This is a genomic window from Streptomyces sp. TLI_185, from assembly GCF_003814765.1.
GTDB lineage: Bacteria > Actinomycetota > Actinomycetes > Streptomycetales > Streptomycetaceae > Streptomyces.
Window position 1 is genome coordinate 2,635,019 of sequence record NZ_RKRB01000001.1, and the last position, 24,135, is coordinate 2,659,153.

Annotated in this window: 24 protein-coding genes, 3 pseudogenes and 1 riboswitch; of the genes and pseudogenes, 10 read left to right on the forward strand and 17 right to left on the reverse strand. The window is 71.4% G+C overall.

Features of this window, described 5'->3' with window-relative positions:
* From EDD92_RS11910 to EDD92_RS11930, 4 genes and pseudogenes are all read right to left on the reverse strand, one after another.
* Entirely contained in the window at window positions 1-1,047 is a 1,047-nt protein-coding gene (locus EDD92_RS11910; protein WP_123964275.1) for a zinc-dependent alcohol dehydrogenase family protein, read from the reverse strand.
* Between the two features lie 127 nt (window positions 1,048-1,174).
* Entirely contained in the window at window positions 1,175-1,888 is a 714-nt protein-coding gene (locus tag EDD92_RS11915) for a VIT family protein (protein WP_123964276.1), read from the reverse strand.
* 24 nt (window positions 1,889-1,912) lie between these two features.
* A pseudogene (locus tag EDD92_RS11920) lies at window positions 1,913-2,762 on the reverse strand (amidohydrolase family protein).
* 220 nt (window positions 2,763-2,982) lie between these two features.
* Entirely contained in the window at window positions 2,983-3,780 is a 798-nt protein-coding gene (locus tag EDD92_RS11930) for an acetoacetate decarboxylase family protein (RefSeq protein WP_123964277.1), read from the reverse strand.
* Between the two features lie 181 nt (window positions 3,781-3,961).
* Here EDD92_RS11930 and EDD92_RS11935 point away from each other — a divergent pair, with 181 nt between their 5' ends.
* From EDD92_RS11935 to EDD92_RS11955, 5 genes are all read left to right on the forward strand, one after another.
* Complete coding sequence (locus EDD92_RS11935) at window positions 3,962-4,951, forward strand: DEDDh family exonuclease (RefSeq protein ID WP_123964278.1); 990 nt, start codon at window positions 3,962-3,964, stop codon at window positions 4,949-4,951.
* An 80-nt stretch (window positions 4,952-5,031) separates the two neighbouring features.
* Window positions 5,032-5,265 carry a hypothetical protein gene (locus tag EDD92_RS11940; RefSeq protein ID WP_078912882.1) on the forward strand — a complete coding sequence of 78 codons (234 nt, stop codon included), beginning with the start codon at window positions 5,032-5,034 and terminating at the stop codon, window positions 5,263-5,265.
* A gap of 49 nt (window positions 5,266-5,314) precedes the next feature.
* A complete protein-coding gene (locus EDD92_RS11945) occupies window positions 5,315-6,106 on the forward strand; it encodes an SURF1 family protein (RefSeq protein WP_311736762.1) in 792 nt (263 codons plus the stop codon).
* A gap of 69 nt (window positions 6,107-6,175) precedes the next feature.
* Window positions 6,176-7,963: a glycoside hydrolase family 15 protein gene (locus EDD92_RS11950; RefSeq protein ID WP_123964280.1), complete on the forward strand. Its 1,788-nt coding sequence runs from the start codon at window positions 6,176-6,178 to the stop codon at window positions 7,961-7,963.
* A 5-nt stretch (window positions 7,964-7,968) separates the two neighbouring features.
* Window positions 7,969-8,724, forward strand: a complete 756-nt coding sequence (locus tag EDD92_RS11955) for an SDR family oxidoreductase (RefSeq protein ID WP_123964281.1) — start codon at window positions 7,969-7,971, stop codon at window positions 8,722-8,724.
* Window positions 8,725-8,727: 3 nt separating this feature from the next.
* On the opposite strand, the gene amaP is transcribed toward EDD92_RS11955, so the two are convergent.
* The 5 genes from amaP to EDD92_RS11980 all read right to left on the reverse strand — a co-directional run bounded on the left by amaP (window position 8,728) and on the right by EDD92_RS11980 (window position 11,129).
* Window positions 8,728-9,306, reverse strand: coding sequence for an alkaline shock response membrane anchor protein AmaP (gene amaP, locus EDD92_RS11960; protein WP_123964282.1), 579 nt, complete (start codon window positions 9,304-9,306; stop codon window positions 8,728-8,730).
* A 5-nt stretch (window positions 9,307-9,311) separates the two neighbouring features.
* Window positions 9,312-9,962: a DUF6286 domain-containing protein gene (locus EDD92_RS11965; RefSeq protein ID WP_123964283.1), complete on the reverse strand. Its 651-nt coding sequence runs from the start codon at window positions 9,960-9,962 to the stop codon at window positions 9,312-9,314.
* The gene (locus tag EDD92_RS11970) at window positions 9,959-10,378 is read right to left on the reverse strand and encodes an Asp23/Gls24 family envelope stress response protein (RefSeq protein ID WP_185123993.1); all 420 of its coding nucleotides are present in this window, start codon (window positions 10,376-10,378) and stop codon (window positions 9,959-9,961) included. The genes EDD92_RS11965 and EDD92_RS11970 overlap by 4 nt, the downstream gene beginning before the upstream one ends.
* A 5-nt stretch (window positions 10,379-10,383) precedes the next feature.
* Entirely contained in the window at window positions 10,384-10,569 is a 186-nt protein-coding gene (locus tag EDD92_RS11975) for a hypothetical protein (RefSeq protein ID WP_030947919.1), read from the reverse strand.
* A gap of 62 nt (window positions 10,570-10,631) precedes the next feature.
* Complete coding sequence (locus EDD92_RS11980; RefSeq protein ID WP_123964285.1) at window positions 10,632-11,129, reverse strand: Asp23/Gls24 family envelope stress response protein; 498 nt, start codon at window positions 11,127-11,129, stop codon at window positions 10,632-10,634.
* An 88-nt stretch (window positions 11,130-11,217) separates the two neighbouring features.
* Between EDD92_RS11980 and EDD92_RS11985 the strand changes: the two genes are divergently transcribed.
* A complete protein-coding gene (locus EDD92_RS11985) occupies window positions 11,218-11,931 on the forward strand; it encodes a nucleopolyhedrovirus P10 family protein (protein ID WP_123964286.1) in 714 nt (237 codons plus the stop codon).
* 129 nt (window positions 11,932-12,060) lie between these two features.
* On the opposite strand, the gene EDD92_RS11990 is transcribed toward EDD92_RS11985, so the two are convergent.
* The 7 genes from EDD92_RS11990 to EDD92_RS12020 form a co-directional block, all read right to left on the reverse strand.
* Entirely contained in the window at window positions 12,061-12,864 is an 804-nt protein-coding gene (locus tag EDD92_RS11990) for an enoyl-CoA hydratase/isomerase family protein (RefSeq protein ID WP_123964287.1), read from the reverse strand.
* A gap of 129 nt (window positions 12,865-12,993) precedes the next feature.
* Window positions 12,994-13,215, reverse strand: coding sequence for a helix-turn-helix domain-containing protein (locus EDD92_RS11995; RefSeq protein WP_004002281.1), 222 nt, complete (start codon window positions 13,213-13,215; stop codon window positions 12,994-12,996).
* Window positions 13,216-13,577: 362 nt separating this feature from the next.
* Window positions 13,578-15,176 carry an ABC-F family ATP-binding cassette domain-containing protein gene (locus tag EDD92_RS12000; protein WP_123964288.1) on the reverse strand — a complete coding sequence of 533 codons (1,599 nt, stop codon included), beginning with the start codon at window positions 15,174-15,176 and terminating at the stop codon, window positions 13,578-13,580.
* Between the two features lie 90 nt (window positions 15,177-15,266).
* The gene (locus EDD92_RS12005) at window positions 15,267-15,932 is read right to left on the reverse strand and encodes a hypothetical protein (protein ID WP_260326517.1); all 666 of its coding nucleotides are present in this window, start codon (window positions 15,930-15,932) and stop codon (window positions 15,267-15,269) included.
* Between the two features lie 453 nt (window positions 15,933-16,385).
* Window positions 16,386-17,786, reverse strand: coding sequence for a hypothetical protein (locus tag EDD92_RS12010; RefSeq protein ID WP_185123994.1), 1,401 nt, complete (start codon window positions 17,784-17,786; stop codon window positions 16,386-16,388).
* A 192-nt stretch (window positions 17,787-17,978) separates the two neighbouring features.
* Complete coding sequence (locus EDD92_RS12015; RefSeq protein ID WP_123964289.1) at window positions 17,979-19,097, reverse strand: S9 family peptidase; 1,119 nt, start codon at window positions 19,095-19,097, stop codon at window positions 17,979-17,981.
* Between the two features lie 111 nt (window positions 19,098-19,208).
* The gene (locus EDD92_RS12020) at window positions 19,209-19,940 is read right to left on the reverse strand and encodes a class II aldolase/adducin family protein (protein WP_123964290.1); all 732 of its coding nucleotides are present in this window, start codon (window positions 19,938-19,940) and stop codon (window positions 19,209-19,211) included.
* 196 nt (window positions 19,941-20,136) lie between these two features.
* On the opposite strand from EDD92_RS12020, the gene EDD92_RS12025 reads away from it, so the two are divergent.
* From EDD92_RS12025 to EDD92_RS12040, 4 genes and pseudogenes are all read left to right on the forward strand, one after another.
* Window positions 20,137-20,886: a lysozyme gene (locus tag EDD92_RS12025; RefSeq protein ID WP_123964291.1), complete on the forward strand. Its 750-nt coding sequence runs from the start codon at window positions 20,137-20,139 to the stop codon at window positions 20,884-20,886.
* Between the two features lie 153 nt (window positions 20,887-21,039).
* Window positions 21,040-22,290 carry an inorganic phosphate transporter gene (locus EDD92_RS12030; RefSeq protein WP_123964292.1) on the forward strand — a complete coding sequence of 417 codons (1,251 nt, stop codon included), beginning with the start codon at window positions 21,040-21,042 and terminating at the stop codon, window positions 22,288-22,290.
* 34 nt (window positions 22,291-22,324) lie between these two features.
* On the forward strand, window positions 22,325-22,552 hold the full coding sequence (locus EDD92_RS12035; RefSeq protein ID WP_030947947.1) for a hypothetical protein: 228 nt from the start codon (window positions 22,325-22,327) through the stop codon (window positions 22,550-22,552).
* Between the two features lie 330 nt (window positions 22,553-22,882).
* Window positions 22,883-23,422 (forward strand): annotated as a pseudogene (locus EDD92_RS12040) (helix-turn-helix domain-containing protein); the annotation flags it as partial.
* An 81-nt stretch (window positions 23,423-23,503) separates the two neighbouring features.
* On the opposite strand, the pseudogene EDD92_RS51065 reads toward EDD92_RS12040, so the two are convergent.
* Window positions 23,504-23,890, reverse strand: a pseudogene (locus tag EDD92_RS51065) (DUF397 domain-containing protein); the annotation flags it as partial.
* Window positions 23,891-23,928: 38 nt separating this feature from the next.
* A riboswitch (cobalamin riboswitch) is annotated at window positions 23,929-24,071 on the forward strand.
* Window positions 24,072-24,135 lie beyond the last annotated feature (64 nt).

Sequence of the window (24,135 nt, forward strand, 5' to 3'; positions counted from 1 at the left end):
TCAGTCGTTGGTGACGAGCACCTTGAGGGCCGTGCGCTCGTCCATCGCCTTGTAGCCGTCGGGGACGCCCTCCAGACCGACCGCCAGGTCGAAGACCGGTGAGGCGTCGACGGTGCCGTCGAGGACGTCGGGCAGCAGTTCCGGGATGTAGGCGCGGACCGGTGCGACGCCGCCGCGCAGTGCGATGTTCCGGTCGAACATGACACCGAGGTCGACACCGGTGCCGCTGCCGTGCGGCACGCCGACGAAGCCGATCGCGCCGCCGTCGCGGGTGATGTTGACCGCCGTACGCATGGACTGTTCGGTGCCGACGGCTTCGACCACGGCGTGTGCGCCCTGTCCGCGGGTGAGTTCGCGTACGGCCTCGACGGCCGCGTCGCCGCGTTCGGCGACGACGTCGGTGGCGCCGAAGCGGCGCGCGATGTCGGTGCGGACCTGGTGGCGGCCCAGGGCGATGATCCGCTCCGCGCCCAGCCGCCTGGCGGCGAGCACCGCGCACAGGCCGACGGCTCCGTCACCGACGACGGCGACCGTGGCTCCCGGGCGGGCGCCCGCGCCGAGGGCCGCGTGGTGGCCGGTGCCGAGGACGTCGGAGAGGGTCAGCAGGGCGGACAGCAGGTGGTCGTCGGAGGCGGCGTCCTTGGGGAGCTGGACGAGGGTGCCGTCGGCGAACGGCACGCGCACGGCCTCGCCCTGGCCGCCGTCGTGCCCTACGGAGCCCCAGAAGCCGCCGTGCTCGCAGGAGGTGGTGAGGCCCTCGCGGCAGTAGTCGCAGACGCCGTCGGACCACATGAAGGGCGCGACGACCAGGTCACCTCGCCGGATGTTCGAGACCTCACTGCCGGTCTCCTCCACGACACCGAGAAACTCGTGCCCGATCCGCTGCCCCGGCTGCCGGGCCGCCTCGCCGCGGTACGCCCACAGGTCGCTGCCGCAGATGCAGGCGCGCAGCACCCGCACCACGGCGTCGGTGGGCAGCTGCACCACGGGCTCGGGCACGTCCTCCACACGCATGTCGTACGGGCCGTGGATGGTGGTGGCGCGCATGGCGAGGGTCCTTCTCGTGCGGTGTCATGGGTGCGCTCGGGGGGGTGGGCGAGCGCACTTCACCGTACGTCGCCGCGGACACCCGCCGCTCGCCGAGGGCGCCGCGGACCAGCAGTAACCGGGCCTGCTAGACCCCGGCCGCCCCCAGCAGCGCCCCCGCCGCGTAGGTGACCCCCATGGCCAGGGCGCCGCCCGCCACGTTGCGCAGCACGGCCTGCCCGGGTCGGGCGCCGCCGAGGCGTGCGCTGGTCCAGCCGGTGAGGACGAGGGCGGCCAGAACGGAGACCACGGTGACCGGGAGCCGCCAGTCGGCGGGCGGCAGGACGATCGCCAGCAGCGGCAGCAGCGCGCCGACGGTGAACGCGAGGAAGCTCGCCCACGCCGCATGCCAGGGATTGGTCAGCTCGTCGGGGTCGATACCGAGCTCCACGCGCGCGTGCGCCCTGAGTGCGTCCCGTTCGGTCAGCTGCTCGGCCGCCTCTCTGGCCACCTCGTGGGACATGCCCCGCTCCTGCAGCAGCCCGGTGAGTTCCTCCAGTTCGGCCTCGGGCTGCTCGCGCAACTCCCGCCGCTCCAGGGCGAGTGCGGCCATCTCGGAGTCCCGCTGGGTGGAGACGGACACGTACTCCCCGGCGGCCATCGACATCGACCCTGCCAGCAGGCCCGCCAGCCCGGCGGTGAGCAGGGCCGAGCGGTGGTCCGTCGCGCCGGCCACCCCGACGACGAGGCCGGCGGTGGAGACGATGCCGTCGTTCGCGCCCAGCACGGCCGCGCGCAGCCAGTTCAGCCGCTCACCCAGTGCGCGCCCGTGGGCCTCGCCGGCATGCGTTGGTTCCGTCACACCGGGAGGATCCCACTGCGGGCGTCACCACACCCGTACCGACGCTCCCCGGGCGAACGCCGGGCTCGTCGCGTCCGCCGGCGGTTCGGTCAGCGGCTGCGCCAGCTCCGCCACCGTCGGCCCCACCTTCGCCGCGATCGGGTCCAGCAGGTCCAGGTCGAAGCCGTACACGCGGGCCGCGTTGCCCCCGATCATGGCGGCGACCTCGTCGCGCGGCACGCCCACGTAGGCGATGCGCAGGCCCTCCCTGGAGTACGGGTAGGTCCCCTCGTCGTGCGGGTAGTCGCTGCCCCACATGATCTTGTCGACGCCGATGCGGTCGCGCAGGGGCACCTCGTGGGGGCGCATGAAGCTGGCGCCGACGAAGCAGTTGTCGCGCCATACCTCGGAGGGCGGCTTGCCCATGCGGGCGGCGAGGCCCGCGCCGAACCTGGACTCGGCGGTGGTCGCCTTCGCCGCGGCGGCGACCAGGCGGCCGTGGTAGTAGTCCAGCATGTCGAGCACCCCGGGGATCCAGCCCGAGCCCTGCTCGGTCAGCACCAGCTTCAGCTCGGGATGACGGCGGAAGGCGCCGCCGAAGACCAGGTGCCACAGTGCGCGGTGGGCGAACCAGGTCGCCTCGACCATGAAGACCGCGGGCGGCCGGTTCGTCGCCGAGCGGCGGGGAGGCCGAGCCTCCGTGGTGGTTCACGGGGACGCCGAGACTCTTGTCGGCCGTGTCGGCGAGCAGATTCTCGTGCGGGTTGACGTACGTCGCCGCCCACGCGTCGAACTCGTCGTGACAGCGCTTCTCCAAGTAGGGCTTGTAGTCGAGGAGGTCGGCGCCCGCGTGGCAGACGGCGGAAATGACGGTGTAGCGATCCTCTGTGCTCATCGGTCCACCCCCAGTACCGGGAAGTCGTGGTCGGTCAGCCAGTGCCGGCCCACCTCGCGCGAGCGCGCCCAGGACGCCGTCACGGCCGCCTGGTCGTCGGGCTGGCATGCGGCGGGTCTCGGTCACCGGGATGTCTGACGGCGACCTGTCCAGCTGTCAGCTCCACGGTCACGCCTCTCCCTGCCGGGGGTCCGGGGGTTGTCCCCGGGCAGACACAGCATCACGCCCGCCCCTCGGGAGGCGCGTCGAGGATCTGCCGCGGATCGTCGTAACGCTGGTGGATGTACGGCAACAGGTCTTCCGCGCTGACCCGTTCGACGACCTTGCCGCGCTGGTCGCCGGTCTTCTCACCGATGGTGATGTCGACGAGCCGGAGGACCGGGAAGTCGGTCACCGGGTCGTGCATGGACTCGCGCAGGACGACCTCCCCGGTGACCCGCTCCAGCCGGCGCACCTTCTCGTTGCGCAGGCAGTGGACCAGCACCGGATCGACGTCGAAGCCCGAACCGTCCACCGCGGGAAGGAACTTGAAGTAGAAGTCGGTCTTCCGGCCCGGCCCCGGCAGCGGCAGCTGTCCGCTCACCGCACCGCGCACCTCGACGAAGGCGATGCCGTGCCGGGCGAGCGAGGCATGGACGACGAGGCCGTCGCGCTCGACCGTCACCTCGCCCAGCTTCTTGGGCTCCCCGAACACCTCACGGCCGCAGATGAGCGCCCGCTCGTGGGTCATCGGCATGACGAGCGGGTACCAGCCGTCGACGCCCGCGTGCGAGGCGGCCACCGCGAACGAGCCCGCGCCGAGCGGGTGTCCGGGCAGGTCGACCCTGCTGATGTTCACCCGGACCAGGGGCCGGCCCGTGGGCTTCAGGGGCGCCGGCAGCACCGCGGCGAGCGCGTCCGGGTCGGTCTCCCACTGGGCCACCAGCCCGGTGGACCAGATGTAGGGAAGCTTCGCGGCCGCTGTGCGCGCGGCGGCGATCTCCGCCTCGGTCCGTGCCCCGTACCGTACGCGTGCCATAGCCGTACCGCCCTTCCGTCGACCGTCACACGCCGGGCGGGCAGCACGCTTGTACCGGCTGCCGAAAGGGTCCATAGCCGTGGGCACAGACATTCGCGCCATTCGCGGCACTCGAACAGACCGTCGTGGAAGGCCACCTGACGGACAGGACTGTCAGTGCCGGCCCGTATCCTCAGGGACCATGCTCGAAGACCTTCCGACCGCAGCGTCCTCGCCCACAGCGTGGCCGGCCGCGTATCCGCAGGGATACGCGGTCGTTGACGTGGAGACCACCGGCCTGGCCCGGGACGACCGGATAATCTCCGCGGCCGTCTACCGGCTGGACGCGCGCGGCGAGGTCGAGGACCACTGGTACACGATGGTCAACCCGGAGCGGGACCCGGGACCGGTGTGGATCCACGGTCTGACGAGCGAGGCGCTCGAGGGCGCGCCCCTCTTCCAGGACATCGCCGAGGACTTCGCGACCCGGCTGGAGGGCCGGGTGCTCGTCGCGCACAACGCGGTCTTCGACTGGCAGATGATCGCGCGGGAGTACGCGCGCGCGGAGCGCGAGGCGCCGGTGCGGCAGCGGCTGTGCACCATCGCGCTCTCCAAGGAGCTGGGTCTGCCGCTGCCCAACCACAAGCTGGAGTCGCTGGCCGCCCACTTCGGCGTCGTACAGCAGCGCGCGCACCACGCGCTGGACGACGCGCGCGTGCTGGCGGAGGCGTTCCGGCCGAGCCTCGCGGCCGCGGCGGCCGGGGGCGTACGGCTGCCGCTGCACGAGTGCCGGCCGCTGACGGAGTGGGCGGACCGGCCCGCGCCCCGGATCGGACAGCAGAGCGGGGGCTACGGCAGCTATCGGCCGAGCAGTTGGCGCCCCTCCCGCAAAAGGCCCGTATGTCCATATCCCAACCCAGGCCGTTATGAAGACGGCAAACCTCTCAAGCAGGGCATGCGGATCGCCTTCTCCGGGGACACCTCCGTGGAGCGGGAGCTGCTGGAGGACCGCGCGGTCGAGGCGGGGCTGCATGTCGCGACGAGCCTGTCCCGGCTGACCAGCCTGCTCGTCACGAACGACCCTGACTCGGGTACGTCGAAGGTGGTCAAGGCCCGGCAGTACGGGACTCCGGTGGTGGACGAGGCGGCGTTCGGACAGCTGCTCAGGGATGTGGAGCCCGCCGACGGATGACCCGTACGGACGGGTGATTGCCGCGCGACTCGCCCGCCGCCCGCTCGCCCGCGCGGCGGCGACGGCTCACCCTGTGGCGCATGGCGACCTGTGAAGTATGTGGCAATGACTACGGAATGACCTTCGAGGTGCATGCGCAGGGAGCAGTGCACGTCTTCGACTGCTTCTCCTGCGCGATCCACCGCATGGCACCCGTGTGCGAGCACTGCCGTGTGTCGATCATCGGGCAGGGAGTCGAGGTCGACGGCCAGTGGTTCTGCGGAGCGCACTGCGCCCGCGAGGAGGGCAAGGTGGGCATCGTCGACAAGGTGTAACCCGCTACCCGCCCGAATGCACCCCACGACCGAGTTGTACGGTCGTGGGGTGTACCGCTTCCTGTTGTCCCGGCAGTGGGTGATCCTCACCCTGATCGCCCTCCTCCTGATCCCCACGATGATCAGGCTGGGCATCTGGCAGAAGCACCGCTACGAGATGCGCACCGCCCGCAACGACCTGGTCTCCGCGGCGCTGCACGCGAAGCCGGTCCCCGTGCAGCAACTCACCTCCCCCGGACACGCGGTCACCAGCGCCGACAAATACCGCACCGTCACCGCGACGGGCACCTTCGACACCGCCCGCGAGGAAGTCGTCAGGCGCCGCACCAACTCCGACGACGAGGTCGGCTTCCATGTCCTGACCCCGTTCGTCCTGACGGACGGCAAGGTGGTGCTGGTCAACCGCGGCTGGATCCCGGCGAACGGGGCGCAGACCACCTTCCCGAAGATCCCCGCGCCGCCCGCCGGCAAGGTCACCATCAAGGGGCGGCTGAAGGCCGACGAGACGACCGCGGCGAGCGGCATCAAGGAGATCAAGGGGCTGCCGGACCGGCAGGTCATGCTGATCAACAGTGAGGAGCAGGCCCGGCGGCTCGGGGCCACGGTCCTCGGCGGTTACATCGAGCAGACGGCGCCGGAGGCGAAGGGCAACAGCCCCGAGCAGATCTCCGACCCCGGCAGCGAGGACGCCCCGCTGAACTACGCGTACATGATCCAGTGGTGGCTGTTCGCCGCCGGTGTCCCGGTGGGCTGGTGGGTGCTCGTACGACGCGAGCGCCGTGACCGGGAGGAAGCGGCCGCCAAGGAACAGGCGGAGGAAGCGGAACCTGCGGCGGTGTAGCCACGCGCCGGTCACTCCCCCGGCCCCGCCCCGGATTGCCCTGCGGCCCTTGTGGGAACCCGCAACTCCGTGCACCCCCGTATCGAGGACTACGCCCTCATCGGCGACGAACAGACCGCGGCCCTGGTCGGCCGGGACGGCTCGGTCGACTGGCTGTGCCTGCCCCGCTTCGACTCGCCTGCCTGCTTCGCCAAGCTGCTCGGCGACAAGGAGAACGGCCACTGGCGCATCGCACCCAAGGGCGCCAAGGGCCACTGCACCCGCCGCGCCTACCGCCCCGGCACCCTCGTTCTGGACACCGAGTGGGAGACCGACGAGGGGGCGGTGCGCGTCACCGACCTGATGCCGCAGCGCGATCGCGCCCCCGACCTCGTACGCGTCGTCGAGGGCCTGCACGGCAAGGTGACCGTCCGCAGCACGCTGCGGCTGCGCTTCGACTACGGCTCGATCGTGCCGTGGATGCGCAAAACCAACAGCCACCGGGTGGCGATCGCCGGCCCGGACTCGGTGTGGCTGCGCACCGAACCCCCGGTGCACACCTGGGGCGAGGACTACGGCACACACTCGGAGTTCACCGTGAAGAAGGGCGAGAAGGTCGCGTTCGTCCTCACCTGGCACCCCTCGCACCACCCGCGTCCGCCCCAGATCGACCCCTACAAGGCGCTGCGCACCAGCGTGAAGGACTGGCAGAAGTGGTCCGCCGCATGCCGCTACGACGGTCCCCACCGCGACGCCGTGCTGCGCTCCCTGATCACTCTCAAGGCCCTCACCTACGCCCCGACCGGCGGCATCGTCGCCGCCCCCACCACCTCCCTGCCCGAGGAGCTCGGAGGGGTGCGCAACTGGGACTACCGCTACTGCTGGCTGCGCGACTCCACCCTCACCCTCGGCGCACTCCTGGCGTGCGGCTACCACGAGGAGGCCGAGGCGTGGCGGAACTGGCTGCTGCGTGCGGTCGCGGGCGACCCGGCCGACCTGCAGATCATGTACGGCCTGGCGGGCGAGCGGCGGCTGCCCGAGTTCGAGCTGTCCTGGCTGTCCGGCTTCGCGGATTCGACGCCCGTACGGATCGGCAACGAGGCCGTGAACCAGCTGCAGCTGGACGTGTACGGCGAGGTCCTGGACTCGCTGTCGCTGGCCCGGAGTTCGGGCCTGTCCACCAAGCCGCACATGTGGGCGATCCAGGCCTCCCTGATGGACTGGCTGCACGCGCAGTGGCAGCAGCCCGACGAGGGGCTGTGGGAGGTGCGCGGCGGCCGGCGCCACTTCGTCCACTCCAAGATCATGGTGTGGGTGGCCGCCGACCGTGCCGTGCGAGCACTGGAGGAGAACCCGAAGCTCAGCGGCGATGTCGACGACTGGCGCGCACTGCGCGAGGAGGTGCACCGCGAGGTGTGCGAGAAGGGCTTCGACACCGAGCGGAACACGTTCACGCAGTCCTACGGCTCCCGCGAACTCGACGCCGCGCTCCTGCTCATCCCGCGCGTCGGATTCCTGCCGCCGGACGACCCGCGCGTGGTCGGCACCATCGACGCGATCCGTGAGGAGCTGGGCCACGACGGCTTCCTGCGCCGCTACAGCACCGACGAGACGACGGTCGACGGGCTGCCCGGCGACGAGGGCACGTTCCTGGTGTGCTCGTTCTGGCTCGCGGACGCACTGCACATGACGGGCCGAAAGAAGGAGGCACGGGAGCTGTTCGAACGGCTGGTGGGGCTCACCAACGACGTGGGTCTGCTGTCCGAGGAGTACGACCCCGCCGACGAACGCCAGCTCGGCAACTTCCCGCAGGCCTTCAGCCACGTCGGCCTGGTGAACACCGCCCTCGCCCTGTTCGGGGACGACGAGGCAGGATAGGGGCCATGGATCTTGGACTGAAGGACCGGGTGTACGTCGTCACCGGGGCCACGCGGGGCCTCGGCAACGCCGCCGCGCGTGAGCTCGTCGCGGACGGCGCGAAGGTGGTCGTGACGGGGCGGGACGAGAAGCGGGTCGCCGACGCGGCGGCCGAGCTGGGGCCCGATGCCCACGGGGTGGCCGTCGACAACGCCGACCCCGAGGCCCCGGCGCGGCTGATCGCGGCGGCCCGTGAGAGGTTCGGCCGCTTCGACGGCATCCTCATCAGCGTGGGCGGGCCTCCGGCCGGGTTCCTCGCGGACAACACGGACGACCAGTGGCGTACGGCGTTCGAGTCCGTCTTCCTGGGGGCCGTGCGGCTTGCCCGGGAGGCCGCCACGCAGCTGGAGGAGGGCGGTGTCATCGGGTTCGTGCTGTCGGCCTCGGTGTACGAGCCGATTCCCGCGCTCACCATTTCCAACGGGCTGCGCCCCGGCCTTGCCGGGTTCGCCAAGTCCCTCGCCGACGAATTGGGGCCCCGGGGCATCCGGGTCGTGGGCCTGCTCCCCTCCCGTATCGACACCGACCGGGTCCGTGAACTGGACGGACTGTCCGCCGATCCCGAAGCCACCCGTGCCGCCAACGAATCCCGTATTCCGCTGCGGCGTTACGGCACACCGGAGGAGTTCGGGCGGACGGCGGCTTTCCTGTTGTCGCCCGCCGCTTCCTATTTGACGGGAATCATGATCCCCGTCGACGGCGGAATGCGGCACGGGTTCTGACCGTCAACTGACCCTCTCGGCACGGTGCTTGACGCCCTTCATCCGCACCTCGGCGGGAAATGCGGCGAGACCCGCGGAATTGCGTGCGTGCATCAGGGCCCGGGTCGTGAGCTCGTGCAGGGCCGTTCCCGGGTCCACGTGCGGTTCCAGGAGGAGTCGCACGCGCGCCTCGGGGGCGGTACGGCGGCCGGTGAGATGGGCACGGGCATGCGCCACGCCCTCCAACTCGCCCGCCTCGCTCGCCAGTACGCCTTCCAGGGCCCGGCCCCGCAGCAGCGCGCCCTCGCCGTCGCCGGTGTCCACCAGGACCTCGGCGAGGCGGCGCCGGCGCAGGACCGCGGTCAGCCACCACAGGGCGAGCAGGACCAGGACGGCCAGTACGGCGATGACGGTCGGCCACCACCAGCCGGAGCCCTGCCAGCGGGTGCGTTCGGCGTCGCTGAGCAGGACGTCGTGCCGGCCGTCATGGATCCACCAGGACGGGGGCGGTGCGCCGAGCCCGACTGCCAGGACGGAGCCGCCCAGCAGGAGCAGGGCGAGTCCGACGATCCCGATCAGTACCCGGTTGACGATCCTGAGCATCGCCCTCACCCCTTCCGTCCGGGACGCCGTACGTGCACCGACAGCGCGGGCGGGTGGGTGAGCCCCAGACCCCTGATCGCGTCGTCGAGCGTGGCGTTCAGGTCGGCGCGTACGTCGCCCAGTTCGCGGAAGTGCGAGACGGCGTACACGTCGGCACGGGCGCGGCGCATCCGGACCCGTACCGACTGGACGCCGGCGACCTCCATGGCGCGGTCGCGCAGCACGAAGGCCGCCGCCTCGCGGTGCAGTCCGGCGCGGACGTCGGCGTGGGTGCGCCGCATCGGCAGGACCCCGCGCAGACCGGGGGTGACCGCCAGCACGACCAGCCAGAGGCCGAGGACGGCGGCGACGCCGGCGCCGACGAGCACCCAGGTGTCGTCGAGGTGGTGCTCGGCGAGCCCACGGGCGAGTTCGCGCCGCCACGCCATCGCGGGCCGGTGCGCCCGTACGGCCGCGATGTCGTACAGGAACAGGCCCGCGACCGCCAGGACCAGCAGCGCCACGATGCCTGCGGGGATGCGGCGCGCGGACCAGAAGCGGCCCTGATCGCCGTCGTGGCCGGACGGCGCAGGCCCGTAGGCCGGTTCGTCCGCGGGTGCCTTCTCGATGACCGGCAGTCGTTGTGTGGTGCCCTCGGAGCCCTGGGGCTCGCTCATCGCGTCCTCCCCTGTGCCACGCCGTGTGCCGGGGTCAGATGCAGCCGCTCCACGTGGACGGCCACCTCCGGCACCTCCATGCCCACCAACGCGCCTACCCGCGAAGCGACATGTCGACGCACATCCGCGCATCGGGCACCGATGTCGCAGGGGTAGTCGAGGTCGATGTGGATGCGGACGTGGGCTGCCGCAATGGGGGTCCCCCCGCTCGAGCGAAGCCGAGAGTGGGGGCGGATGACGACGGTGGCGTGCGGGGGTGAGGTGTCCTCGGACTGGTCGCTGAGGGTCTCCCGGGCCGCCTGGGCGGCGATCTTCGAGACCACCCGGTCGGCGATCCTGGTGGCCCCGCGCTCGCCCGGCGCGACGGTGGCCGTGGGTCTGCGCAGCTCACCGACACCGTCGCTCACCGTGCTCACCGTGCTCACCGCCGACGGTCGTCACGCGTACGGAAGAAGTCGCCGATCTCCAGATCCCCCTCCAGGAACCGGCCGACGACGAACCCGATGGCGCCCAGGGCGGCCACCAGCACGAAGGCGCCGAAGCCGCCGAAGTATCCGGCGAAGCCCAGCGCCATTCCGGCGATCATGCCGACCATGGCCCTGCTCATCGTGCGCTCCCCTCAGTGGTGCGGTTGTCCGGTCCGGTGGTGGTTGTCCGGTCGCCGGCGGGTCACTGGAGCCGGGTCTCCGGCTCCTCGTCCTCTTCCTCCGGCAGCTTCACATCACTCACGGCGATGTTGACCTCGACGACCTCGAGGCCCGCCATCCGCTCCACCGCCGCGATGACGTTCTCCCGCACGGCGTGGGCGACGTCGGAGATCGAGACGCCGTAGTCGACGACGATCTCCAGGTCCAGCGCGGTCTGCACCTCGCCGACCTCGGCCTTCACACCCCGTGTCACGGACTTCGACCCTCCGGGTACCCGGTCGCGCACGGCTCCGAAGGTGCGGCTGAGCCCGCTGCCCAGGGCGTGTACGCCGACCACGTCCCGGGCTGCCAGCCCGGCGATCTTCTCCACGACCCCGTCGGCGATCGTCGTCCGCCCCCGTGTGGCGGGGTCTCCTCCGCCGCGCCGCGTCGGCTGCGCCTTGCGCATCGTCGGGGGGTCCGTCGCCTCGCTCGTTCCTTGGGGGTTCCTCGTCCGGTTCTGCTCCGTCATGTCGGTCATCGCCGCACGTCCCTTTCGGTTCGTCGTCCTACGACCACGGTAAGCGGGGTTGCGCCGCCGCGCGCCGGGGATGCGGCAGGCTGGAGGAATGACGACGGAACGGTGGGCACAGGCAGTACGGCATCAGTTGGGCCTCGGCAGGCTCCTGCCCCTGGGCGGGCCGCACGACGGCGCGTGGATCTCGGAGGAGGCAGCCGAGGCGGTGCTCCGGCGCACGGCCGGGGAACTGCGCGGGGTACGGCTGGACGCGCTCCGCATCGCACTCGCCGACCCGGACACCGCTCACGACCCCGCCGTACCGCCGCCGCCGAGCGCCCTGCCGCCCGGACCGCTGCGCGTGACGGCGGACTTCGCCGCGACGGCGTCCGAGCCGCTGCCGACGACGGCGGCCCTGGTGCGTACGACGTTGGAAGCCGCGGCGACAGAACTCCTGGGCCTGGCGGTGGCCGAGGTCGACCTGCGGGTCACGGCCCTGCTGGACGCGGACCCGGAACCCGCCCCGGTACGAGCACCGGCACCGCCGCCCGCCGCGGAGCCCGACGACGCGGACGAACTGCGCGCGGCGACCGCAGCCCTGATGGTCCCCGGCGTCACCCATCTGACGGGCGGCCTGGGCCGGGCGGCGGTGCACATCACGACCCTCCAGGAGGAGGGCAGCCTCCCGCACCGCCACGCGCGCGTGGAGCTCGCGGTGAGCGCGAACCACCGAGCATCGGACGTGGCCCGGCAGGTCCGCGCGGCGGTCACCGAGTCGCTACCGGATCACCCGACGGTGGCGGTGCTGGTGACAGCGGTCAGCTGACTCTCCAGCGGTTCGGCAGCGGCTTTCAGGGGCGCGGGGCTGCGTCAATTTGCGGCTCCGCCGCGCGGGCGCGACCAGCCACGACGGCGCTGCAGGCAAAAGACGACACACCGCGGCACCGCCGGAGGCTCACTCCCCGAGACCGGCGAGATCCCGCAGCCGCCGCGCCTGCGCAGCCCGCTCAGCGGCACGCTGCTCGTCGTAGGACCGTCCCTGCGCCCCACGGATCAGCGCCTTGGTCTCGATCACCGCATCCCGCGGCGCAGCCAGAATCGCCGACGCCAGATCCCGCACCGCACCGTCGAGCTGGTCGCCCGGCACCGCGAGGTTGGCGAGGCCCGTGCTGACGGCCTCCTCGGCCAGGACGGCGCGCCCGGTCGCACAGATCTCCAGCGCGCGGGCGTAGCCGACCAGCCCGACGAGCGAATGCGTACCCGTCAGGTCCGGCACCAGACCGAGGCTGGTCTCGCGCATGGCGAACTGCACGTCGTCGGCGACGACGCGCAGATCACAGGCGAGCGCGAGCTGGAAGCCCGCGCCGATGGCGTGGCCCTGGACGGCGGCGATGGACACGAGGTCGCTCCGCCGCCACCAGGTGAAGCCGGCCTGGAACTCGGCGATGCTCGCGTCGAGTTCACCGTCGCTGCTGCGCGCAAGGTCGATGAACGTCGGCTCGCCCTCGATTCCCTCGGGCGTGAACATCTGCCGGTCGAGCCCGGCCGAGAAGGACTGCCCCTCGGCGCGCAGCACGACGACGCGGACGGACCCCGGCAGGACCCGCCCGGCCTCGGCGAGCGCACGCCACATGGCGGGGCTCTGCGCGTTGCGCTTGGCCGGGTTGGTCAGCGTCACCGTGGCGATCGCGTCGTCGACGGTGAGCCGTACGCCGTCCTTGTCGAGTACCGGACCGAGGTCCTGGGCAGGCGAAGCCATGGAGTGCCTCCGATGAGTGCGGTCAGCAGAGCAAGCTAAAGCGCAAAGCTAAGTGACTGCACAGTAACCACCCGGCCGATCTGCCGACCGACCGGGTGGCCACCATCGAAGCCGATGGGCCGCCCGGGATCAGGACGAGGCGGCCTTCTTGCCCCGCGTCGCCCCGCCACGCCCACGCAGCGTGACGCCCGACTCACTGAGCATCCGGTGCACGAAGCCATACGAGCGGCCGGTTTCCTCGGCCAGCGCCCGAATGCTCGCACCGGAGTCGTACTTCTTCTTCAGGTCTGCCGCGAGCTTGTCGCGCGCGGCGCCGGTTACCCGGCTGCCCTTCTTCAGAGTCTCGGCCACCCGTGCCTCCTCATGGGAAGTGCGCTCTGGTCCCCTCATGATCACCCCTCCGGGCTTTCATGGCCACCCATTCGGCAAGGTCCGTGAGACAGGGTTTTGACGACAGGAGCGCATCCCCACAAGTGGAATCAGTAATTCCCCCCGACTGCGTTCGTACCGCCGAACGGGTTCTTTTATGAAGTGCCAGGTCAGAGACGTACGACGGCCGAGCCCTTGTCGATAAAGGGCTCGGCCGCGAAATGGATGTAGGACACACCTCGGTACGAGGAGATCTCACACAGATGATGGATCACGGATCGGCCGAATGATCCATACGCTGTGGATCACGCCTTCGATCAAGCTGTGCTGACTCTCCAGCGCTCTCAGGCGAGGGCGACGAGGTCCGCGTAGTCGGCGCCCCACAGGTCCTCGACGCCGTCCGGCAGCAGAATGATCCGCTCGGGCTGCAGTGCCTCGACCGCGCCCTCGTCGTGGGTGACCAGGACGACGGCGCCCTTGTAGGTGCGCAGGGCGCCGAGGATCTCCTCACGGCTGGCGGGGTCGAGGTTGTTGGTCGGCTCGTCCAGCAGCAGGACGTTCGCGGAGGAGACCACCAGGGTCGCGAGCGCCAGGCGGGTCTTCTCGCCGCCGGACAGCACTCCGGCCGGCTTGTCGACGTCGTCGCCGGAGAACAGGAACGAGCCGAGCGTCTTGCGCACCTCGACGAGGTCGAGGTCGGGGGCGGCCGAGCGCATGTTCTCCAGGACCGTGCGCTCCGGGTCGAGGGTCTCGTGCTCCTGGGCGTAGTAGCCGAGCTTGAGGCCGTGTCCCTCGACGACCTGGCCGGTGTCGGGCTTCTCGACGCCGCCGAGGAGGCGGAGCAGGGTCGTCTTGCCGGCGCCGTTGAGGCCGAGGATGACGACGCGGGAGCCCTTGTCGATCGCCAGGTCGACGTCGGTGAAGATCTCCAGTGAGCCGTACGACTTCGACAGTCCCTCGGCGGTGAGGGGCGTCTTGCCGCACGGTGCGGGCTCGGGGAAGCGCAGCTTGGCGACCTTGTCGCTCTGGCGCACCGCCTCCAGGCCGGAGAGCAGCTTGTCCGCGCGCCGGGCCATGTTCTGGGCGGCGACCGTCTTGGTGGCCTTGGCGCGCATCTTGTCGGCCTGCGAATGCAGGGCGGCGGCCTTCTTCTCGGCGTTGGCCCGCTCGCGCTTGCGGCGCTTCTCGTCGGACTCGCGCTGCTGCTGGTAGAGCTTCCAGCCCATGTTGTAGATGTCGATCTGGGCGCGGTTGGCGTCCAGGTAGAACACCTTGTTGACGACCGTCTCGACCAGGTCGACGTCGTGGGAGATCACGATGAAGCCGCCGCGGTAGGTCTTCAGGTAGTCGCGCAGCCAGACGATCGAGTCCGCGTCGAGGTGGTTCGTCGGCTCGTCCAGCAGCAGGGTGTCCGCGTCGGAGAACAGGATGCGGGCCAGTTCGATACGGCGGCGCTGACCGCCGGAGAGCGTGTGCAGCGGCTGGCCGAGCACCCGGTCGGGCAGGTTGAGCGCGGCGGCGATGGTGGCGGCCTCGGCCTCGGCGGCGTACCCGCCCTTGGTGAGGAACTCGGTCTCCTGGCGCTCGTACTGCTTCAGCGCCTTCTCGCGGGTCGCGCCCTGGCCGTTGGCGATGCGCTGCTCGTTGTCGCGCATCTTGCGGATCAGTACGTCGAGACCGCGCGCCGAGAGGATCCGGTCGCGGGCGAGGATGTCGAGGTCGCCGGTGCGGGGGTCCTGCGGGAGGTAGCCGACCTCGCCGGAGCGGGTGACCGTGCCGCCGGCCGGCATGCCCTCTCCGGCCAGGACCTTGGTCAGGGTGGTCTTGCCGGCGCCGTTGCGGCCGACCAGGCCGATGCGGTCGCCCTTGGCGATACGGAAGGAGGCGGACTCGATGAGGACGCGGGCACCGGCGCGCAGCTCGATACCGGAGGCGGAGATCACGGACAGGCTCCAGGGCAGAAAGGGTTGACGGGTGGGCGGCTGAGGCGTTCCCGCCGTCTAATGCGCGAGGAGAATGGCCATGGGCCAAGTCTAACGGGGCCGTGCAAGCACTTTTTCTGTGTTCGGGTGTTCGGGCCGCCTGCCGGGAACGTCGTTGCCGAGGGGGGTGCGGTGCGGGGTGATCCGCCCCCGGTCGTCGACGGCGATGAGCTGGGACGTCCACGCCACCGCCGGGCAGGGCTGGGCGACGATCAGCGCTCCGGCGTGACGTACGGCACGCTCGGGCGTGAACACGCACCCTTCGCGTGCGGGCACCACCCAGCGCAGGTCGCCGTCGGCGAGGCGGTAGCCGGCGATGCGGGGCGGGGTGACGACGGCGAGGATTCCCCGGCCCAGGGGGCGCAGCACTCCGGTGCCGCCGTGGGCGGGCAGCCAGTCGTCGGCCGCAGGGAGCGCCCGGTGCCAGCGGACGGAGGCGCCGTCGTTCGCCGTGACCACCCCGTCGTCCCAGAGCGTGACGGTGTCCCCGCGCGCGGGGAGCACGGCGAGCGGACGGTGGCCCTCGCGGGCGTAGGAGGCGTGGGCGGCGAAGTGGTCGCCATAGGGGGCGGGGCGGACCGCGTGGAGGGCCGCCAGGACGGGCGCCGCCACGAGGAGGGCGAGGGCGGTCGGCAGGCGGCGGCGAAGGGCCGGGGGCCGGGTGCGGCTCGGGGCTGCAGGGTTCGGCTCCGTCACCTCGACCGGCTGAACGACCATCTTGCCCCCTTCTGTGCCCATTGGCTCGGATCCGGCGCAGAGCGTAGTCGCGTGCGCGGGCTGGGCGGGGGATACGGCGGTGGGTGAGCGGGGGTGTCCCCCGTTCGGCCCCGCCCCGAGCGCCTGATCATGTGCCGCGATATGCCGTTGCGCGGCTGCGGCTGCGTTGTGGCTGGTCGCGCAGTTCCCCACGCCCCTAACAGCCGCTGCCCATCCCGGCACCCCTGAAAGCCGCTGCCGATCCCCGCGCCCCCCAAAGCCGCTGCCGCACCGCCGGCGCGAAAGCCGCTGCCCATCCCCGCGCCCCTGAAAGCCCCAGCCCATCCCGGCGCCCCCCAAAGCCGCTGCCGCACCGCCGACCCGAAAGCTGCTGCCGCACCGCCGACCCGAAAGCTGCTGCCGCACCGCCGACCCGAAAGCTGCTGCCGCACCGCCGAGGGTTTCGCCCCCTGCTCAGCTACCGCCCGTGTGTACCTGGAAGGCGGCGCGGCGCACGGCCTTTGCCAAAGCCGGGTCCGGGTGGGCTGCCGCGAGGGCGACGAGGACCTGGACCGTGCGGGGGTGGCCGACGGCCTGTACCTCTTCCAGGAGCAGCGGGACCGTCGGCTGCACGGCCGACTCCAGGTGGCGTACGAGCATCGGGGCCTCGCCGTGGTCGGCGACCGCGGCGGCGGTGTCGACCCACAGCCAGGTGGCCTCCTCGCGGGTGAGGACCTCGTGGGCGTCCTCGGGGTCGACGCCGTCGTGCTCGGCCAGCCACAGCAGGGCGTACGGCCGCAGGGTCGGTTCGTCGGCGACGGCGCTGACGTCCGGCTCGGCGGGCGCGCCGACCACACGCAGTGCCTCGAAGGCGAGGCCGCGCAGCAGGGCGTCGTCGCCGCGGGCGGCGGCGATGAGTTCGGTGACGGCGCTGCCGACGGGGCGGGCGGCGAGCCAGGCGCGGTATTCGGCGCGGGCGGCGTTGGGGCGCAGCTGGGCGCAGCCGCGGAGCATCTCGTCGGCGGCGACCTCGATGTTCCCGGCGGGGCTCTGCGCGGCGACGCAGATCTGCTCCAGCTTGACCCAGACGGCCCAGCTGCCGAGCGGGGTGAGGGTGGCCTGCCCACTGCCGTAGGTGAGGGCGCCGACGGAGGCGAGGGCGTGCAGGGCCCAGTCGAGGAGGGGGGCGAGCGGGGCGTCGACGGCCTCAGGCTGCTGGGCGGGTTCGGGCTGCGGGCCGTAGGGGATCTCGCAGCGCTCGGTGCGCAGTTCGGTGACCCGCTGCTCCAGGAGGTCCAGGAGTTGGTCGACCGGGACGGGCCCTGCGGACAGCTGGAGGAAGGAGAGCACCTGGGGCATGGCCGAGACGACCTCGGCGACGGCGGCGGGCTCGTGGTCCGCGGGTTCCGCGTGGGCGAGGGACCAGGCGTCGAAGAGGGCGACCCAGCCGCGCAGGACAGCGCTGTCGTCGCGGTTCCAGGCGCGGAGCCGCCAGCCGGGGCGGGCGCTGTCGCCATGCACCTCGACGAGGCCGGCGAGGCGGGCGGTGTCCCAGTCGGCGCGGACCTGAGCCACGGTCAGGCCGAGGTCCCGGGCGGCCCGTTCGGCGGTCGCGTCGGCGAGGGTGGCCTTGCCGTCGGCGGTCGCGCCGTCGCTGCCCGGGCCGAGCGCGGCGTCGGCCCAGCGGGCGACGCGGGCTGCGGCGGCCAGCTGGGAGCGAGCCATTCCGGCCAGCTCCGCGGGTGCCGGTGTGCCCTGCGGGGGGCGGGGTGCGGCGCGGCGCGGGCGGCGCTGGTTCACGGCTCTGGGGGCGGCGGACAGGGATCGCGGGCCGACGAGTCGAAGCCTGGAGTCGCGCGGGATACGGGACGTCACGGGTGCAGTCTTCCGGTTGACGGTCCGAAAACCCAAACGGAATGTCACGGCGGGCGACGGGACTGGCCAACGCACGGGGTCCGGCGGGCGGCTCGGGGACGGGAACAGGCCAGTGGTACGGCCTTAAACGGAATCGTGCCGGCTGTTCAGCTCCGCTCGGGCCCGGCGGCGCGGAAAGGGCCGACGCAGGGATCACATGAGAGGGGTGAGGAAGCGGCGCAGCGCTTCTTCGTAGGCCTCCGGGTCGGCGTTCCACATCGCCGAGTGCGGGGCGTTCGGGACCGTGCGCAGAGCGATCAGGTTGGGACGGGCGTGGGCGAGACGGCGGGAGTACTCCCAGGGGGCCAGGGTGTCGTCCGGGCCGTGGAATATCAGCGTCGGCACGGTGAGCTGCGCGGCCTCGGCGGTGCGCTCGCGCTCCATGCCGGTACGTCCCTGGGCTGCCCGGACCGCGAGCGGGAGCAGTGCGCCAGGTGTGCGGCGGGCCGCGGCGAGGGCGCGCAGCGTCGTGGCCCAGCTGAGCACCGGGGAGTCCAGGACCAGTCCGGAGATGCTGTCGCGCAGCCCGGAGTGGGCGGCGGCGCGCAGCGCCATGGTGGCGCCGGTCGACCAGCCGTGCAGGACGACCTGTTTGGCGCCGTGGCTGACGGCGTACCGGATCGCCGCGTCCACGTCGCGCCACTCCGTCTCGCCGAGGTGGCACAGGCCGTCCGGGGAGCGGGGTGCGCCGAGGTCGCCGCGGTAGGCGAGGGCGAGCACCGGGAAGCGCTGGCGGTGCAGGAACTCCATGATGTTCATGGGGAGTTCGCGGGTGGCTCCCAGACCGTGCACGGCGATCACCCAGGTGTCCCGCACGCCGGGCACGAACCAGGCGGGCAGGGAGCCGAGTTCGCCGGGGATGTCCACGTCGGTGTGGCGCAGGCCGAGGGCGGTGCCCGGGTCGCCGCTGTGCACGTTCGGGGTCAGCCACACCTTGTCGCCCGGCTCCAGGGTGCCGTGGGTGACCCGTTCCAGGCGCCGGACGACGGTGTCGGCGGAGTGCGTCGCCGTGGCGAGGACAGGGCCGACGACCGCGTGGGTGCCGTCGCCGGCGAGGCCGTAGGTGCCGGGGCGCATGGCCGCCAGGTCTCGGGTGAGCGCGATCTGGCCGGCGGCCGTGGCGTGCACGGTGAGCCGGGGTTCGGTGGGCAGCGGCCGGCCCGGCGGCGCCTTGAGCGCCGCGTCGCTCGCGTACCGGCCGGCGGCCACGCTTGCCGCGCCGGCCGCCAGGGCTACGGTGACGGCTGCAGCCGTCGCTTTGACTGTGCGCACCCGTCCAGTGTCCCGGCGGACCACGCCACCGGCCAGCGGGAGGACGGGGCGGGCTGATGCGGTTTGCGGCAGCGGTGTGCTCCGCTCACCCCGGCCGTGCTTCCCCGGGTCTCACCCCCGTTGCCCGTAGCCCCGCAGTTTCTCGCCCACCTCCGCCAGCTGCTCCCGGGACAGCAGCGTCGGGGACATACCCGGTACCGAGGACGCCGTCAGCCACAGGCGGCACATCCATTCCAGCTGGGCGGTGCGGTCGTAGGCCTGGTCGAGGGTGGTGCCGTAGGCCATCGTGCCGTGGTTCTGCAGCAGGCAGGCGGTGCGGTCGGCGAGGGCGCGGAGCATGTTCTCGGCCAACTCCTCGCTGCCGTATGTCGCATAGGGCGCAACTCGGACGGGGCCGCCGAGCGCGGCGGACATGTAGTGGATCGTGGGGAGCTCGGGAACGAGCGTCGAGACGGCCGTCGCGTGCACGGCGTGGGTGTGGACGACGGCGCGGGCGTCGGTGGTGCGGTGGACGGCGAGGTGCATGGGCAGTTCGCTCGTCGGGACGAGCGTGCCGAGCAGCTGGCGGCCGTCGAGGCCGACGCCGGTCACGTCCTCGGGCGTGAGCCGGTCGTAGGGCACGCCCGAGGGTGTGACCAGCACGATGTCCCCGACGCGCACCGAGACATTGCCGGAGGTGCCGACGACGAGGCCGTCGGCGACCGTGCGGCGGGCGGTCGCGACGAGTGCCTCCCAGGCGTGCGCCACCTCGGCACTCACGCCCCTCCCCCACCGCTCCGGCACACCCGGCACGCCTTCTCGCGCATCCCGTTCACCTCGCTGGTCCCGCCGCTGCTCAGCCATGCCGCGATCCTGCCAGGCACACCTACGACCGGCCGCCGGGCGGGGGCACTTTAGGGCGGAAGCCACGCCTCCGAAAGACCCCTTATAGGGACATATCCGTCTCTCTCCGTGCTTGGCCTGAGATCACCGAGCATTCGACGACCTTCCAGTAATCTCCCGTTGTTTTGTCGTGCACGTCGCCATTCCGGGGGGAAATATGGCTCGTGATCGCAAACCGCTGCGCCGCCGCGCCCGCGTCATCGCGGTCTCCGTGGCGGCACTCACCGTCTCAGGGGCAGCTCTCGCCGGGCTTCCGGCCTCGGCGGCGAGCCTGCCGAAGGGGCACGACGTCTCTTCGCACCAGAAGAACGTCAACTGGCCGAGCGCGAAGGCCAAGGGCGCCAGGTTCGTCTACGTCAAGGCGACCGAGTCCACGAACTACCGCAATCCGTACTTCAGCCAGCAGTACAACGGCGCCCGCAGCGCCGGCATCATCCGCGGGGCGTACCACTTCGCGCTGCCGGACAAGTCGTCGGGCAGGATGCAGGCGGCGTACTTCGTGAACAACGGCGGCAGGTGGAGCTCGGACGGCTGGACGCTGCCGCCCGCGCTCGACATCGAATACAACCCGTACAGCGCCAAGCACCGGTGCTACGGCCTGAGCAAGGCGAGCATGGTCAGCTGGATCAAGTCGTTCAGCAACGAGGTGAAGCGGCTCACCGGCCGCCACCCCGTGATCTACACGACCACCCACTGGTGGAACACGTGCACCGGCGGGAGCGGCGCGTTCGCCTCGAACCACGCACTGTGGATAGCCCGTCACGGGTCCGGGGCCGCGGGTTCCCTGCCGGCCGGCTGGTCGTTCTGGACCTTCTGGCAGTACGGCAACAGGGGCGGCCTGCCGGGTGACCAGAATCTCTTCAACGGGTCGCAGACCCAGCTGAGGAAGTTCGCCCGGGGCTACTGACCAAGGGGCGCCGAGGGATGAGGGGGCCGCCGGGTCCGGACGGAGCAGCGACCCCCTCATCCGGACATCGCGCGGCCGCCCTCAGTTCATCTTCCGTTCACCCAGATTGCCTACGGTCAACCGACCGTTGACTTCGAACGATTGCCTGGGTAAATGGAAAACTTCTCGCTGATCCTCGCGATTGTGGTAGTAACCGCACTCGCGTTTGATTTCACGAACGGTTTCCACGACACCGCCAACGCGATGGCCACCACCATCTCGACCGGCGCGCTCAAGCCCAAGGTCGCGGTGGCCATGTCCGCCGTGCTGAACCTTGCGGGTGCCTTCCTCTCCGTGGAGGTCGCCAACACGATCTCCAAGGGTCTCGTCGACGAGACCGGCATACGTCCCGAGGTCATCTTCGCGGCCCTGGTCGGCGCGATCCTCTGGAACCTGCTGACCTGGCTCGTCGGACTTCCCTCCAGCTCCTCGCACGCCCTGATGGGCGGCCTGATCGGCGCCACCATCGCCTCGGCCGGCATGGGCGCGGTGCACGGCGACGTGCTCGTCACCAAGGTGCTCATCCCGGCGCTCGCCGCCCCGATCGTCGCGGGCCTGGCAGCGCTGCTCGCGACCCGGCTGTCGTACACCCTCGGCAAGAAGGCCGACGGCAAGGCCGCCGAGAAGGGCTACCGCGTCGGCCAGATCGCCTCCGCGGGCCTGGTCTCGCTGGCCCACGGCACCAACGACGCACAGAAGACGATGGGCATCATCACCCTCGCCCTGGTCGCCGGCGGCGCCGTCTCCCCCGACTCCGACCCGCCCACCTGGGTCATCCTCTCCGCGGGCCTCGCCATCGCGCTCGGCACCTGGCTCGGCGGCTGGCGCATCATCCGCACCATGGGCAAGGGCCTGACCGAGCTCCAGCCGCAGCAGGGCTTCGCCGCCCAGACCAGTGCGGCCACGGTCATCCTGGCCTCCTCGCACCTCGGCTTCTCGCTCTCCACCACCCACTCGGTCTCCGGTTCGGTGATGGGTGCGGGCCTCGGCCGCAAGGGTGGCGTGGTCCGCTGGTCGACGGCGACCCGCATGCTCGTGGCCTGGTGCCTGACGCTGCCGGCCGCGGCCCTGGTCGGTGCGGGCGCGGAGTCCGTGACGGACCTGGGCGACTGGGGCACCGCCGTCGTCGCCGTCTTCCTGATCGTCGCAAGCGCGGCCATCTGGAAGATCTCCCGGCGCGAGGTCGTCGACGCGTCGAACGTCAACGAGAGCGAGGAGCCGGCCGGCGTGGTGACCACGGCGATCGCCGCCGTGACCCCGCCCCCCACGGGCACGGTGACCGAGGGCCTGACGGCCACGATCCCCGCCCCGGCCCCTGTGACCGCCGCCCCCGATCCGGCGACCCCGCCTGCTGCGGCCGTCTGAGCCCGCCCACCCGGTACGAAGGAAGAGAAGCAGCATGAAGATCGACTGGGCAGCCCTGGGCTCCGTCTTCGGCGTCAGCCTCGCGGTCACGGTGGGCCTCGTGGCCCTGTTCACCCTCGGCATCATGGGCCTGTCTCGCCGCGAGCGGGCCGTTGCGCAGGGCAACTCGGCGTCCCTCGCCGTGGCCGGCGCGTACGTGGCCTTCGCGGGGTGCGCGGCGGCCGTGGCGTACGGCATCCACCTGGTGGTGGCCAAGGCCTGAGGCGGCGGGCGAGCCGCCGGCCCACGCCGTAACGCGGGGCGGGAAGCACCAAGCGTGCCTTCCCGCCCCGCGTTTTGCATGCCCGGATCAGACCACGCCGGATGGACACGTGTCGGACTGCGAGTTCCGCCGCGACTAGCTGTCTGACACATGGCTGTGCGCAGAGCGAGCTGACAGGGTCACAAAGGAGCGTGGCCCATCGCCACCTTCCAGCCGCGAGGCGGACGGACGAGGCGGACGGAAGAAGGAGCAGGATGCCAAGGCCAGTGGATCCGAGTCTGCCGGCGCAGACTACGCATCGAGTTGCGCAAGGCCCGCGAAAAGGCGCAGTTGACCCAGCGTGAGGCCGCAGAAGCGCTGGAGTGGTCACTCTCGAGGATCATTCGCATCGAGGCCGGCGCCGTCAGCCTCTCGGTGACCGATCTGCGGGCGCTACTCCAGCGGTACGACGTGACGGACCCGCAGCTCGTCTCCGAGCTGGAGGAAGCCGCCCGGGGCTCGAAGGGGCAGAGTTGGTGGACGGACTTCAGCGACGTGCTGAACCCGTCGTTCGCCCAGTACCTGGGAAACGAGAGCGCCGCGAACTCCGTGCAGACGTACCACCCCATCGTCTTCCCGGGCTTCCTGCAGACCGAGGACTACGCGGAGGCGCTGCTGGCTCCTGTCGCCCCTGCGGAGCGGGTGCGGCGCGTGGTCGAGCTGTGCACCGCGCGCCAGGAACGGATCTTCGAGGGGGACCACGCTCCCGAGCTGTCGTTCGTGGTGGACGAAGTGGCACTGCGCCGCAGAATCGGCGAACCGGCTGTCATGCGCCACCAGTTGCAGCACATCAAGAGCCTGATGAGGCTCCCCCGCGTGTCCCTGAAGGTCCTGCCGTTCGGTGCAGGCGCCCACTACAGCACCCTCGGCAGCTTCCTGCTGCTGGGCCAACCCCTGGGATCTCAGCCCTGTGAGAAACAACTGCCACGGGCTGCGCGTGAGATGGACGCGTGCCTCTCCTGCCGATTTCTTCGTGTCGCGGACCAACACCCCCTCCGCGACGACGGCGACCGCCACGCAGGTGTCCCCGTTCAACGAATGGCTGCTGATGCGCCACGCACTTGCGGACGGGCCCCCGTCGACCACACAGACCTCCTCGAGTCGAGGGCTGGTGCCTCGGAGGTGTCCACTGCGCCCGAAAACCGTAGCGTCGCTGCCCTCGACCACGCAGGCCCCCCCCCGAAGAATGGGACGCAAACGCCCCGCACCGCTCGCCCTGCCGCTCCCCGAATTCTCCTTTTCAGTCCAGAGATGCCGGATTCGGTCGACCAGAGCACGAACCAGCCCTCGTGTGGGCATCAGCACACTCCTCCGTCCCAGGTCAACAGCAAGTTGACTGCCCTTCCAGGCCGTGGTGGACTGCCGAAGCCATGTACGGCGGCAAGAGAGGAAGCCGGTGAAAGTCCGGCGCGGTCCCGCCACTGTCACCGGGGTAGTAAGCCCCGGGAGCCAGGAACTCTCACCGCCGGTCTCGTCGAACCAGGGCGCGGACACCCTGAGTGAGGACATATCGCCATGCTCGCCTGCCGTTTGAGGTACAGCAC